Here is a 14,346-nt window from a genome sequence, read left to right as displayed (position 1 = left end):
TCAGGAGGAGGCTCCGGCCTCCTCATGGCCGCCCCCGCGCTGCTCCTGTTCGGGCTGTTCGGGCTGGTCCCCCTGCTCGGCGTGGCGGCGCTCAGCGTCGCCCGCTGGGACGGCCTCGGCTCCATCGGCTGGGCCGGCCTTGCCAACTGGAGCGGCGTCCTGACCGACGGCGCCACCTGGCAGGCGCTCGGCCTCACCGTCAAGGTGATGGTGGTGAGCTGGCTGGTCCAGACCCCGATCGCGCTGGCTCTGGGCGTCTTCCAGGCGCCCACGGGCCGGGTGCGGGCCCTGTTCGCCGTGCTGTTCTTCCTCCCGCTGCTGCTGTCGGCGGTGGCGATCGGTCTGACCTGGCAGGCGCTGCTCGACCCTTCCTTCGGCATCGGCGCCACACCCGGCCTGCACTGGCTGGCCAAGCCCCTGCTCGGCTCCCCGGACCTCGCGCTGTACACGGTCATCGCGGTGATCGCCTGGCAGTTCGTGCCGTTCCACGCCCTGCTCTACCAGGCCGGCATCCGGCAGATCCCGACCGCCCTGTTCGAGGCCGCCGCCCTCGACGGTGCGGGGCCGATCACCCGCTTCCGGCACATCACCCTGCCGCAGCTGAAGTACACGATGGTCACCTCCAGCACCCTGATGCTGGTCGGCTCGCTGACCTACTTCGATCTGATCTTCGTCCTGTCCGGCGGTACCGGCGGCCCCGGCACCGCCACCCGTGTCCTCCCCCTCGCCATGTACATCACCGGATTCCAGGCCCACGACATGGGCCGCGCCAGCGCCGTCGCCACGCTCCTGGTGGTCCTCGGCCTCGGCCTGTCGCTGCTGACCACCCGGCTGTCCGGCTTCACCCGGATGGACAGCCGACAGGAGGGCATGTGAGCACCACCATGACCAAGGCCCGTCACGCCCGCCCGGACACCGGCCACGAGGGTGCCGGTGCGCCGCCCGCGCGGACCGGCGGCCCGCGGCACCTCACCGCCTTCGGCACGGTACGCCGCGCCCTCACCGGCTGCACGACACTGCTCTGGGCGGCGATCGTCGTCGTACCCGTGTACTGGCTGGTGGTGACCAGTCTGCGCACCCGGGCCGACTTCACCGCGGACAGCCCGCTCGCCCTGCCCGGCCACCCGACCCTGGACAACTACCGGACCGTGCTGGCCGGCGACTTCACGACCTACCTGCTCAACAGCGTGATCGTGACCGCGGCGACGGTCACGGTCACCGTCGCCGTCGCCCTGATGGCCGCCTTCGCGATCGTGCGGGGCGCCGGAAGCCGGCTGTCCCGGGTGTCCTTCCGGCTGTACCTGCTGGGCCTGGCGATCCCGCTCCAGGCGGTGATCATCCCGGTCTACCTGCTGATCATCAGGATGCGGCTGTACGACAGCCTGCTCGCGATCGTCCTGCCGTCGGTGGCGTTCGCGCTGCCGATCACCGTGATGATCCTGGTGAGCTTCCTGCGGGACGTGCCCCGCTCGCTCTTCGAGGCGATGATCGTCGACGGCGCCGGCGACTGGCGCATGCTCTTCTCGCTCGCCGCGCCCCTGGCCCGACCCGCCCTGATGACGGTCGCCGTCTACGACGGACTCCAGGTCTGGAACGGCTTCCTCTTCCCGCTCATCCTCACCCAGAGCGGCGACAAGGCCGTACTCCCACTGGCGCTGACCCTCTACCGGGGCCAGTTCGGCATCGACGTACCGGCCACGATGGCCGCGGTGGTGCTGTCCACCCTGCCGATGCTCGCGCTGTTCGTTCTGGCGCGGCGCCAGCTCGTCGCCGGTCTCACCGCCGGCTTCTCCAAGTGACCCACTTCAGCTGACAGTTCACCGACCTGCGGCCGGGCGGCGTGCCCGGCCCCGTCGGCGTGCCCGCAACTCCCCGAGGAGTCGTGAAATGACGACCACCATGCCGGACCACGGCAGCGTTCCGCAGTACGAGGACGACCGTCCCTGGACCGACACCGCCCTGCCGATCCCCGAGCGCGTCGAGGCGCTGCTCGCCCGGCTCACCCTCCCGGAGAAGGTCGCGCAGCTCAGCAGCGCCTGGGAGGACGTCGAGCCGGCCGGCCCCGAGGTGGCGCCGGGCACCAGCATCTTCGACCGGGTCGGCGACCTCACCGAGACCGCCCGGCACGGCCTCGGCCAGCTCACCCGCCCGTACGGCACCCTGCCCCGGCCCGCCCTGGAGCACTCCCACGCCCTGGCCGAGCGGCAGCGGCGGATCGTGGCGCAGAGCAGGCTCGGCATCCCGGCCATGGCCCACGACGAGTGCCTGACCGGCTTCACCGCCTACGGGGCCACCATCTACCCCACCTCGCTGGGCATGGCGGCCACCTTCGACCCCGAGCTGATCCGCCGGGTCGGCGCGGCCATCGGCGCCGACATGGCCGAGGCCGGCGTCCACCAGGGGCTCGCCCCGGTCGTCGACGTGATCCGGGACTACCGTTGGGGCCGCTGCGAGGAGACCTACGGCGAGGACCCGTACCTGGTCGGGGAGATGGGAGAGGCGTACGTCACCGGCCTGCAGAGCGCCGGGGTGTACGCCACCCTCAAGCACTTCGCCGGGTACTCCGCCTCCATGGGCGGGCGCAACCACGCCCCGGTCGGCATCGGTCGACGCGAGCTGTTCGACGTCATCCTGCCGCCCTTCGAGCGCCTGGTCGCCGCGGGCGTCGGCTCGGTGATGAACTCGTACGCCGAGATCGACGGCGAGGCGCCCGCCGCCAGCCGGTGGCTGCTGACCGACGTCCTGCGGGACGCCTGGGGGTTCGAGGGCACCGTCGTCTCCGACTACTGGTCGCTGCCCTTCCTGGTCAGCGCCCACCGGGTGGCCACCGACCTCGCCGACGCCGGGGCGCTCGCCCTGCGCGCCGGCCTGGACGTCGAACTGCCCGACCAGCGCGGCTTCGGCGACGCCCTCGTCCAGGCGGTGCGGGAGGGCATGGTGGCGGAGGACCTGGTCGACCGCGCCGTGCGCCGGGTGCTGCGGCAGAAGGCCGAACTCGGCCTCCTGGACGAGGACTGGGACCCCCGGCCCCCGGCCCTGCGCGCGGGCGAACTCGACCTGGACAAGCCGTCGAGCCGCGCGCTCGCCCGGGACGTGGCCCGCGCGAGCGCGGTCCTGCTGTCGAACGACGGGACGCTGCCCCTTCCGTCCGGCGGACGGATCGCGCTGATCGGCCCGTGCGCCGACGACGTACGCACCATGTTCGGCTGCTACAGCTTCCCCAACCACGTCCTCGCCGACCGCGACGACCTCGGCAACGGTGTCGAGGCGGTCTCCCTGCGCACCGCGCTGACCGAGGAACTCCCCTCTGTGGAATGGGAGTTCGCGCCGGGCTGCCCGATCAGGGACGAGGACCGCTCCGGGATCCCGGCCGCGGTGGCCGCCAGTACCGCCGCCGACCTGACCGTCCTGGTCGTCGGCGACAAGGCGGGCATGTTCGGCATCGGCACCTCCGGCGAGGGCTGTGACGTGGAGGACCTGCGGCTGCCCGGCGTCCAGGAGGAGCTGGTGGAGGCGGTGCTGGCGACCGGGAAACCGGTCGTGCTGGTCGTCAGCAGCGGTCGGCCGTATGCCGTGGGCCGGTTCGCGTCCGCCGCCGCGGCCATGGTCCAGGTCTTCCTGCCGGGGGAGGAGGGCGGCCGGGCGGTGGCCCAACTCCTTTCCGGGAAAGCCAACTTCAGCGGCAGGCTGCCGGTGCAGATCCCCACCTCGCCCGGCGGGCAGCCGTACACCTATCTCCATCCGCCGCTGGGCGACCGGCAGAGCTTCCTGTCCAACCTCGACCCCACGCCCGCCTTCCCGTTCGGACACGGCCTGTCGTACACCGACTTCGAGATCGACCTGCTTGCCGTCGACCGTGAAGTCGTCTCCACCGACGGGGAGTTCACGGTCAGCGCACGGGTGCGGAACACCGGGAGCGTTCCGGGCGCCGAGACCGTGCAGCTGTACGCCGTCGACCCGGTCGCCCAGGTCACCCGGCCGGTGCGTTTCCTGCTCGGCTTCGCCAGGACCGAACTCGCCCCCGGCGAGCGGGCGACGGTCCGCTTCCGCGTCCACACCGACCGTCTGGCCTTCACCGGGCTCGACGGCCGCCGCGTCGTCGAGCCCGGTGAGATCCTGCTCTACGCGGGCTCCTCCAGCCTCGACACCCCGGTGCGGGAGGCCGTACGCCTCGTCGGTCCGGAGCGGGACGCGACCGTGCTGCGGGAGCACTCCGTGCCGGTGACGATCGAGCGGGAGTGAGCCCGCGGAATCTCTCTCGCACACGAAGAGGCGCCCCCGGGTCGACCCGGGGGCGCCTCTTCGTGCCGTCGCTGGAGCTAGCTCCGGGTCCAGGTCTGGGTGGCGTTGCCCAGACCGGTCCACAGCTGGACCTTCGAACCGTTGGCCGTGCCCCAGGCGCTGACGTCGATGACCAGGCCGTTGGAGCGGTTGACGATGGTGCCGTCGACCCGGAAGGCCCACTGCTGGCTGGTCTTCCCGTTGCAGGCCCACAGGATCAGCTTGGTGCCCGCGGTGGTTCCGTCGGCGTTCGCGGCCAGGCACTTGCCCGAGACGCGCAGCTCGCCCGCCGCGGTCTGGGTGATGGTCTGGTTGGCGTTGCCCGAGCAGGTGTAGATCTGCACCTGGACGCCCGTGGCGCCGTTCGGGACGTCCAGGCACTTCCCGGAGTAGGTGCCCTTCAGGGTGAACGTGGCGGCCGTGGGCAGCGGGTCCTGGACCAGCTGCCAGTCCTGGGAGCCGTCGTCGGCCGACGCGGCGAGGGTGACGGAGCCGCCCGCGGTCGCTCCGGTCATGTACAGGCCGGTGTTCCGTACGGACCTGAGCTTGTAGTACCCGGATGTGGGCGAGGAGACGAGGGTCCACTGCTTGTCGGTGGCTCCGTCGTCGACCCACTGGGCCAGTTTCTGCCCGGCCGTCGCGCTGCCGGTCCAGATGGCGGCCGCGCGGCCACCGGCCTTGTTGAGCAGGGTGACGTTGCCGCCCGTGCTGATCGTGTGCCAGCGCTGGGTGTCGGCCGCGGAGTCCGCGCCGAGGACGACGTCCGGGGTGTCCCCGGTGAGGTTCGCGTCCTGCGTCTTGCCGGACGCGGTGGACAGCACCTGGCCGGTCAGCCGGTTGACGAGGCTGTAGTAGGCGCCGTCGGAGCGGCCGAGGTCGACCTCCGCGTACTTCACGGGCCCGACGCTGCCGCCCGCCCACGCGGCCTGGAGGATCAGGACCCGTCCCGTGCCGTCGACGTACTGCAGGTTGCGGCTGTACCCGCCGGCGATCGGCGTCTGATACTGCTTCCAGGTGCCCGTGCTCAGACCGGACTCGTTCACCCACACGCTGCCGCTGCCCGAGGCGTTGTAGACGATCCGGCCGTCGGGCATGGGCAGCAGGACCGGGCTGCCGCCGGTGGCCGGCGTGTTCCCGCCCGAGGGCACGGGCAGCGCGGTGATCGCGGCGTCCGTGGCCGAGAAGAACTTCAGCGGGTCGTCGGAGATCCGGTAGCGGACGTTGGTGCCGCCGCCCCAGTACTCGTACGTCAGGAGCCACTTGCCGTCGGTCGTCGGCGCGACGGTCGTCATGCCGGGGCGTCCGCCGCCGATCTCCGTCTTGCCGCCGCCCATGCCCACGGTGGCGCCGGGGACGTCGACGACCGGGCTGCTCCAGGAGGAGGAGCTGGTGCCGGCCCAGGTGCGGTGGGCGAGGATCTGGCCGTGCGAGTCGGTCGCGGTGTCGTTGTCCGGGTCGAGGGTCGGGGCGCCGGTGGTGGTGTCGTAGCCGGTGTAGTCGTTCTCGTCCGAGTAGTAGGCGATGAGCCGGCCGTTGTGGGCGAGCAGATGTGGTTCCCAGATCGGGTCGACCTGGTTCTCGGTGTTGGCGGCCGAGGCGAGGCCGAGGCTGCCCGCGCTGCCGCCCTGCCAGCCGCCGGCCGTGATGATGTTCTTGAAGCTCCAGCTGACCCCGTCATCCACACTCGCATACAGGGCCAGCGCTACGTCCTTGCGGTCGCCGTCGCCGGTCGGTGTCCAGTTGGAGTCCGCGGCCTTCTGCTCCCGGTAGTAGTGGTCGTCGCCCGAGACGATGCTCGCCAGCAGCAGCGTGCCGGCGCTCAGGTCCCCGACGGCCTGCGGGAGCACGTAGAGGTGGGCGTTGGTCCAGTTGCTCGTGTACTTCGCGTACGCGGAGTCACCGGAGAGGTAGGCGGGCGCCTGGACGTCGGACAGCTTCGACCAGGTCGTGCCGTCGTCGTCGCTCTTGTAGACGGGCAGCGTCTGGCCCACCGGATCGCTCTCGCTGTCCTCGAACGTGGCCACGATCCGGCCGCTCGGCAGCTGGGCGGACTTCGGGTAGAGGACGCAGGGTCTCTTGTTGCAGGCGGCGGTGTTGGTCGCCGTATACAGATTCGCGGTACTCGGCTGATATGCCGACGCGGTCGTCACGGAGACGACGGCGAATGCCACGCCTATACCGAAGGCGGTCGCCGAAGCGAAAGCCTTTCGCGCCCAGGATCTTTTCAACGGCTTTCCTTTGCAGCGGGGTGCGGGGAGGAAGCCAGTATTCGCAGCGGACACCGCACTGTCATCGGCGGATTACGAAAGGGTTTCGCGCCGAGAGGGCTTACGGGGTATTGACTCGGCGCCGGACGGACGTCGAGGTCCGCAGCACCAGTTCCGTGGCGAGCTCGACGCGCGGGGAGGCGGGCACCCGTCCCTGGGCGAGGTCCATGAGCACCCGGGTCGCCTCCCGGCCCAGTTCCTCGAACGGCTGGCGCACCGCGCTCAGCGGCGGACAGGCCATGGCCGCCACGAGTGTGTCGTCGAAGGACATGACCGACAGTTCGTCCGGTACGGACAGCCCCAGCTGCCGGGCGGCCTCCAGTACGCCGAGCGCCTGCGCGTCGCTGGCCGCGAAGACGGCCGTGGGCGGGTCGTCGGCCCGCAGGATCTGCCGGCTGGCGGCGAGCGCCTCGGCGTAGTCGAAGTCGGTCGAGCGCACGATCGCCGCGTCGTAGGCGATCCCGGCCTCCTCGATCGCGGCCCGGTAACCGTGCACCCGCGCCGCGCCGGCCAGCGAGTGCGAGCGCCCCGCGACCATGCCGATCCGGGTGTGCCCGAGCTCCAGCAGGTGTTGGACGGCGTCCCGGGCCCCGCTCCAGTTCGTCACCCCGATGCTCGGGATGTCCTGCGAGGGCGCGCTGAGCGGGTCGATCAGCACCACGGGCAGCCGTTGCTCGACGATCCGGCGCTGGTCCTCCTCGGCCAGCATCGAGATGACGATCACGATGCCCGCCGCGCCGAGCGCCACACACTCCTCCAGCCAGCCGGAGATCGACCGCCGGCTCGTCGTCCCGGTCACCACGTCGATGCCGAGTTCCCCGGCCGCGTCCACGATGCCCCGCGCGACCTCCAGCGTGTAGGGGCCGGAGAGATCCCGGAAGACGACGATCATCTGCCGGGACGCCGTGGGATCCTGCTCCCAGGGCCGCACGTACCCGGAGCGCGTCAGCAGTTCCTCGATCCGCTCTCGTGTCGTCGCGCCCACGTCCCGGCGCCGGTGCACCACCTTGGACACGGTGCTGAGCGAGACTCCCGCCTCGGCGGCGATGCTCGTCAGCAGACCGTGCTGCGCTTCCTGCCGGACCTTGCCTCTGCCTGTCACCCGATGTCCGTTCCGTACGCCGGACACCGATGCGCCGGACCACACCGCGTCACCTGGCCAGAAACCTGGCCGCAAGGTAACGGGGCCCGGCGGGGGAGGCAAGAGGGGGGCACTGCGCTGTGAACCGCTCCGTGGGCGACGGCGCTGAGTTGGGCTGCGGGTGTGCTAGGCATACCGGCTGCTTCTGGGCCATGGTGGCCGGCTCTGCCACGCTGGTGGCGTGGGCGCTGTTGACCTGGTCGTGCGCGGCCATGATGCTTCCGTTCGTCCGCCGACGTCGTATCGTCCGCCGGCGCCGTACCAGCCGGCTCACGGCGCGTGACCGTCGCACGGCAGCCGGGTCCGGGGCAACGTCCCGGAGGACCAGGAAGCAGTGGTCGTTCACCGGCCCGCGGGGGTTGCCGGAGACCGATACCGCGTCTGTTTGGTCCCCGGCGACAGGGAGCGGCGCCGTTCCACAGGACGTAACAGACCACCCCGGTCCGCAGCCGCCGCACCGAGCGGGAGCGCGGTCGGCGTTTCGCATGGAGACGGCCTGGCAGGCGATCTACTCTCGGCCCGTGGGGCAACCCGAGCAACGCGCCGAGGGCGTGGGACCGTTCACCACCCGGCTCACCTGGCACCTCCCTGACGGGGGCACCGCCGTATGGGAGTCACGACCCGCCCGTCGGCGCGGGATCATCGCAGTCCGCCCGCCCGGCTCATCCGCCACCCGGCACACCAGCGCCGACGAAGCCGCGCTCCGCCGTCTGCGCAGGCTCAACGCGGCCGCCGCGACCGCCTTCGTCATCGGCGGAGCCCTCTTCGCGGTGGGCGCCGGTATCGCCCAGCTCGGCTCCGGAGACCCGACCACCTGCGCCTCCGTCTACTTCGCCGGCGGCCTCTTCTTCAACACCGGCGGCTACGTCTCACTGCTCCAGGTCATCAACGCTCCCCGCCATGTACCCGGTGGCGAAGGCCGACTCGTCACCCACGGCTGGAGCCGGTGGAGTTACGAGCCGACGCGAGTGGACTGGCTGAGCGCGTTCGTCCTCTTCGCCGGCACCCTGGTGTTCGCCGTCGACCTGCTGGACTCCTTCCTCCAGGGGCTGAGCATTCAGCAGATCAACCGGCTGATCTGGGCGCCGGACGTGATCGGATGCGTGCTCTTTTTGATCTCCGGCCACCTCGCGTTCGTCGAGATCTGCCACGGCCGGCTCTGCATCCGCCGTCGCAGTCTCGGCTGGTGGATCGTCGCCGTGAACCAGCTCGGCTCCGTCCTCTTCATGATCTCGGCGCTCGCCGCGTTCACCCGGCCCTCCACCGGCAGCCTGATCAACGCCGACATCGCCAACTGGGCCACCTTGATCGGCGCCTCGTGCTTCTCCCTCGGCGGCTTGCTTCAGATCTACGAGCGCCCCTGACTTGGTACGACGGCCGGATCCGTCGGCCGCTGAATGGTCCAGCCCATGCCGAAACTGTCCTTGATCCGCGTCCCCTCACTGCCCGTGGGCTGGACGGATGAAAGCGGGCTGCTCCATACGTAGTGCCCGCGAGCGGCCGCCGGTCTCTGCAGTGATCCGCTCCTCGATCATCTTCGCGTCGGCGCCCGGCCGGCCTGAGACGAGGAGTGCGCGTGTCGGAGCGGAATGCTTCCCGGAGACGGTCGAGTCGGCTGCGCGCCAAGTGGGCCACGGTCTGTGCGGGGCTCGCCCTGGCGCTGACCGCGGGCCTGCAGAGCGCGGCGGCCGCAGCCGACGATTCCCCGCCGCCGCGGGGACAACTCCTCGCCGCCCCGGTGGCGTTCGTCGGGAGCCTCGTCCACCCGGACGCGTCACCGCCCGGCGCCAACGACTGGAGCTGTCGGCCCACGCGTGAGCATCCGCGCCCGGTCGTGCTGCTGCACGCGACCCTGGCGAACGCGTACAACAACTGGAGCCTGCTCGCCCCGTGGCTGAAGCAGCAGGGCTACTGCGTCTTCGCCCCCAACTATGGTGGTGTCCCGGGCAGTCCGTTCCAGGCTTCCGGGCCCATCCCGGCGGCGGCCCGGCAGGTCGCCCGCTACGTCGACCGCGTGCTGGAGGCCACCGGAGCGCGCCAGGTCGACCTCGTCGGGCACTCTCAGGGAGGCGGTCCGACGCCCCGCTGGTACCTGCGGTTCGAGGGCGGAACAGATCCCGCGCATCCCAAGCGGAACAAGGTGCACAGCCTCATCGGCCTCGCACCCTCCAACCACGGTGGCAGCTTCTCCGGTGTCGGCACGTTGACCACCAAGCTGGGCCTCAACCCGGCCGTGTCCGCCGTCATCGGGCAGGCGTGGTCGGACCAGATGGTCGGCTCCGAGAGGAACAGCAAGCTGGACAAGGACGGGGACACCCAGCCCGGGGTCCACTACACCGTCATCTCCACCCGGTACGACGAGTTCGCCACGCCGTACCGGAACAACTTCCTGACCGCGGGACCGGGCGCGACCGTCCAGAACATCCTGCTCCAGGACATCTGCCCGCTGGACGTCTCCGAGCACCTGGCCATCGCGTACGACTCCAACGCCGCCCAACTCGTGCGCAACGCCCTCGACCCCGCCCACGCGAAGCCCGTCAGCTGCGGCCTCACCCTGCCCGTACTCGGCGGCTGAGACCAGGCCCACGTCACGGTCCCGAACGCGCAGGATCGCACCGTTGTCGGCCTGGCTGACCGGACTTACGGGCACGCCATGGGCATGATGCCGTGCCTTGCGAAAACGGGCACTTGACCGCGAAGGAGCCTGCATCAGAGAAGTGGCTGTGCCATATCAGGGTGGTCGCTGCTTGGACGGCGTTCGCCGCCGCAGCTCATAGTTGATGTCCTGCTCCGTGGCGTCAGCACGCAGAACGCTGCGCTGTTTGGCCATGTCCTGGGCGAGCAGCCAGCAGTGAGGGCACCCTGTCTTCGGGCACATAACCCTGCGAGGCCTGCGGCGCCGCGAAACAGCACTCGAAGACATCGCGCGACAGCAGACCGCCGCCGGGAGAGTAACAGCCCATCCGAAGCGGCGCCCGAATGCGCCCGAGGTGGCCGCCTGGCCTCGGCTTAGGCACGTGAAGGGCTTGGCACTCTCAAATTGGACTGGACAATAAACAAACCCCAGGTTGCTGACCTGGGGTTTCACATGGAGCGGGTGACGAGAATCGAACTCGCGCTCTCAGCTTGGGAAGCGACGGCGCTTGGGTAGGCTGCACGGCTCTGACCAGCGTAGGAACCTGGTGCTCGAAGTGGTCGTACGGGTCGGATCGCACCGCTGTTGACCGTGGTTCCCCGTCCTTGAGGGCACACGGAGGGCACGGAACCTCGGAAGGGGAGACGGTCGGCGCTGCTGGCGGCGCGGCCGCGCATGGGCCGCCTTGCGCGGAGACCAACTGTTGAAGTGACGTTGCTGTCGCATACGAGTGGCCCCGGCCGGGACATCGCGGAGGCGACGTCGGAGAACGAAGCGGCGCTGTCCGCTGCACGAAGGGCTACGTGGCGAACTCCAGGGCTATGTGGAGCTGACGTTCCCTGACCTTCCCCGACCGCAACCTTGTCGCCCGTTGGCGAGTCTTGATCGTGCAAGTGTCCTCGCTTTCCCCTCCCGTGGAGGAACCAAGTGGGCAGACGTGCCCTCATCCGTGGCGGTATCGCCGCCGCCACCTCGCTCACCCTGGCCGTCGGTCTCGGACCGCGGGCCCTCGACGCGCACGCGGACGCGGCCACCGAGGTGGTCATCCCGGCGTCGACGTCCCTGACGCCCGCGACCGATCTGTTCAGCGCGGGCCCGTCGGGGTTCCTGCGCCGCGAACCTGGGCGCGGCCACGTGTGGACCACCTACACCGGTGCGGACACGGTGGTGGACGCCTCGGCCACCGAGACCCGGGGCATGCCGGAGTTCGGCGCCGGATCGGACGTCGTCGCCCGCTATGACGACGGCACCCGGACCGTGAAGCTGCGGGACATGGCGGCCGGGGGGACGGCGACGACGATCCCGCTCCCGGACGGCCACACCTACCGGGGGACGCTCGGGCGGACCGTCGTCACCACCGGCTGGACGGACAGCAGGCTGACGTGGCACCTGCTCGCCCTCCAGGACGACGGCACGGTCGGCGACCGCGCGGTGGCAGGGCCCCCGGACGCCGGCTCCTCCAACACCTCCGTGTGGACCGGCGACTCGCCCGTGGCCGACGCCCACGGCATGGTGGTCCAGTACTGGATCGACGGAAAGCTGCGCAGCGGCTGGCTCGACGCCGACAAGGGCACGCACACCGAGCTGCCGTACAACCCGACCGTCACCACCAGCGGGCGTGTGGTCCTCACCTCCACCCACCTGGTGTCGTGGGACGGGAACAACACCGTCTCCGTCTACTCCCGCGACGACCTGACCAAGGCCGTCCGCACCGTGCCGCTGGAGAACGACTACGCGACCCACCTGCTGGGCATGGTCGGCGACCGGATCCTGGTCTCCCGCTACGACTCCTCTCTCGGAGCCAAGGACGGCAACCTGCCCGTCTGGCGGGTCGACGCGCTCGCCTCCGACGGCTCGACGACCGGGACCGTACTGGCCCGCTCGCAGAGCCTCTCCTACGCCCTCCCCACCCCCGACGGCGGTCTCCTGATACCCGGCAGCGGCCCCGACACCGCCGACTGGGGAGTGAACCTGGTCCGCGCGGGCGCCGACGGCAACCCCATGGTCCAGAAGGTCGCCGCCTCCGTGGTAAGCCCGATGCCCGACCCCGTTCGGGCGCTCACCCTGGACAACGGCCGGCTCACCGTGACGGAGCACGACCGCGACACGGGCCGTACGCACCTGTACAGCCGGACGGTCGGCACGGCCGGCGACACCCTCACCGTCGGCTCCCGCACCGACCACGGTGTCAGCACCGACCCCTGGCCCCGCCTCGTGGGCACGGGGGACGGCCGTACGGTGATCTGGAACGAGTGGAACGGGCAGGGCGACCCTGTCCCCCGGGTCGTCCAGCCGAAGGGCACGCTGCCCGGTACGGCGATCGACTCCCGGCGCAACTACGTCCGCGTGTGGGACGCCGAGGGCCGGTACGCCGCGATGGCCACCGAGTACACCGAAGAGGCCGGGTCCGAGACGCGGGTGGTCGACCTCGACACCGGCGCCACGACGCTCACCTCGGCGCAGCACGGCCGGACGATGTGGGGCACCACCCTGTGGATGCCGGGCGACGACGCCATCGCGACGCCGGTCGACGTCCGTACCGGCACCAAGGGCGAGTCGGTGTGGCTCGGCCCGAAGTGCGGCCTGGAGGACCTGGAGGCGGTCGGCCGCTGGCTGCTGTGGACGTGTTCGGGCTCGGGCCTGAACGAGAGCCAGGGCGTCTACGACACCGTCACGAAGACCAGGCTGACGCTCACGCAGGGCACTTGGCGGACCGCGAAACTCGGCGACGGCTTCGTCGCCATGGACGTCGACGGCGAGCTGAGGGTGACCGACGTCCGCGGCGGCACCCCCGTGACGCACACGGTGGGCACCCTCCCGGGCGGGCAGCCCTGGGACGTCGACCCGTACACCGGCCTGATCGCGTATGTCGACGGCAAGGAGAACACCCACCTGGTGCCCAGCGGCGTCCCGGTCTCGGCACTGTCCCAGCTCGACTCCTCCGTCGCGGCCTCGGCAGACGTCAAGGGCGGCGCCGCGCTCTGGAGCCCCCGATGGTGGCTGTCGAAGCCGGCCGCTTCCTGGACGCTCGCGCTCAGGAACAAGGCCACGGGTACGACGGTGCGCACGCTGTCCGGCGGTACGGCACAGGGCGTGCTCGCGCCGTCGTGGAACGGCAAGAACACGGCCGGCAAGCTCGTCGCCAACGGGGCCTACACCTGGACGCTCACCGCCACCCCGGCCGACGGCCAGGGCGCGGCCCTCACCAGGACCGGCACGCTCAAGGTCACCGGCGCGACCCCGGTCAGACGGGACTTCGCCACCGCGGACGGCTTCGGCGAGGTGCTCACCCTCAACGGCTCCGGCGGACTGACCTACCAGTACGGCACCGGCACCGGCACCCTGACTGCCAAGAAGACGGGCTCCGGCTGGCCGACGAGCGCGAAGTTCGTGCCGTACGGCGACCTCGACGGCGACCGGTGCAACGACGTCCTCGTGCGCTACACCAGCGGTGCGCTGCGCGCCTACCGGCCCGCGTGCGGGGCGGCGGTGACCCCGTCGACGGCGTACACCTCGCTGGCCACCAGCGGCTGGACACAATACGACGTGCTGACCTCGCCCGGGGACATCAGCGGTGACGGCCGCGCGGACCTGATCGCCCGTCAGGCCTCCACCGGGGACGTCTACCTGTACAAGGCGACGAGCACGGGCAAGCTGTCGACGCGGACGAAGATCGCCTCCAACTGGACCGGCTACAAGAAGATCGTGGGCGTCGGCGACCTCAACGGCGACGGCCACGGCGACCTGCTGGCGCAGGACAAGTCGAACGAGCTGTGGCGCTACGACGGCACCACGACGGGCAAGTTCAAGAGCCGGGTGAAGGTCTTCAACGACTGGGGAGCCTCGTACAACGTCATCGTCGGCGCGGGTGACATCACCGGCGACGGCAGGGCCGACCTTGTCTCCCGCGACACCTCCGGTGCCCTCTACCGCAACAACGGCAACGGCAAGGGCTCCTTCGGCGGCCGCACCAAACTCGCCACCGGCTGGCAGAGCTACAAGGGCGTGTCCTGACCCACGCC

At 70.8% G+C, this 14,346-nt stretch carries 8 protein-coding genes; 6 read left to right on the top strand and 2 right to left on the bottom strand.

The window, feature by feature from the left end; genetic code table 11:
• Positions 1 to 24: 24 nt before the first annotated feature.
• From ACFU95_RS27095 to ACFU95_RS27085, 3 genes are all read left to right on the top strand, one after another.
• A complete protein-coding gene (locus tag ACFU95_RS27095; protein ID WP_383832302.1) occupies positions 25 to 876 on the top strand; it encodes a carbohydrate ABC transporter permease in 852 nt (283 codons plus the stop codon).
• Positions 873 to 1,799, top strand: a complete 927-nt coding sequence (locus ACFU95_RS27090) for a carbohydrate ABC transporter permease (protein ID WP_383832260.1) — start codon at positions 873 to 875, stop codon at positions 1,797 to 1,799. The genes ACFU95_RS27095 and ACFU95_RS27090 overlap by 4 nt, the downstream gene beginning before the upstream one ends.
• Positions 1,800 to 1,887: 88 nt before the next feature.
• Positions 1,888 to 4,242 carry a glycoside hydrolase family 3 N-terminal domain-containing protein gene (locus ACFU95_RS27085; protein WP_383832258.1) on the top strand — a complete coding sequence of 785 codons (2,355 nt, stop codon included), beginning with the start codon at positions 1,888 to 1,890 and terminating at the stop codon, positions 4,240 to 4,242.
• A 77-nt stretch (positions 4,243 to 4,319) separates the two neighbouring features.
• Here the strand turns inward: ACFU95_RS27085 and ACFU95_RS27080 are convergent, their stop codons facing one another.
• Positions 4,320 to 6,452, bottom strand: coding sequence for an RICIN domain-containing protein (locus ACFU95_RS27080; RefSeq protein WP_383832257.1), 2,133 nt, complete (start codon positions 6,450 to 6,452; stop codon positions 4,320 to 4,322).
• Between the two features lie 157 nt (positions 6,453 to 6,609).
• Entirely contained in the window at positions 6,610 to 7,650 is a 1,041-nt protein-coding gene (locus ACFU95_RS27075) for a LacI family DNA-binding transcriptional regulator (protein WP_383832255.1), read from the bottom strand.
• 560 nt (positions 7,651 to 8,210) lie between these two features.
• On the opposite strand from ACFU95_RS27075, the gene ACFU95_RS27070 reads away from it, so the two are divergent.
• The 3 genes from ACFU95_RS27070 to ACFU95_RS27060 all read left to right on the top strand — a co-directional run bounded on the left by ACFU95_RS27070 (position 8,211) and on the right by ACFU95_RS27060 (position 14,338).
• Positions 8,211 to 9,053 carry a hypothetical protein gene (locus ACFU95_RS27070; protein WP_383832253.1) on the top strand — a complete coding sequence of 281 codons (843 nt, stop codon included), beginning with the start codon at positions 8,211 to 8,213 and terminating at the stop codon, positions 9,051 to 9,053.
• 212 nt (positions 9,054 to 9,265) lie between these two features.
• On the top strand, positions 9,266 to 10,264 hold the full coding sequence (locus ACFU95_RS27065) for an esterase/lipase family protein (protein WP_383832251.1): 999 nt from the start codon (positions 9,266 to 9,268) through the stop codon (positions 10,262 to 10,264).
• Positions 10,265 to 11,251: 987 nt separating this feature from the next.
• On the top strand, positions 11,252 to 14,338 hold the full coding sequence (locus tag ACFU95_RS27060; protein ID WP_383832249.1) for an FG-GAP-like repeat-containing protein: 3,087 nt from the start codon (positions 11,252 to 11,254) through the stop codon (positions 14,336 to 14,338).
• Positions 14,339 to 14,346 lie beyond the last annotated feature (8 nt).

The sequence above is a fragment of the Streptomyces sp. NPDC057623 genome, assembly GCF_042800355.1.
In the GTDB taxonomy this organism is placed as follows: Bacteria; Actinomycetota; Actinomycetes; order Streptomycetales; family Streptomycetaceae; genus Streptomyces.
The sequence above is the reverse complement of the archived record's forward strand: the minus strand, read 5'-3'. Positions and strand labels throughout refer to the sequence as shown.

Bases quoted from the DNA above. Each gene is read 5' to 3' on its own strand.
- ACFU95_RS27095 (WP_383832302.1), top strand. From the start codon at position 25: ATGGCCGCCCCCGCGCTGCTCCTGTTCGGGCTGTTCGGGCTGGTCCCC.
- ACFU95_RS27085 (WP_383832258.1), top strand. From the start codon at position 1,888: ATGACGACCACCATGCCGGACCACGGCAGCGTTCCGCAGTACGAGGAC.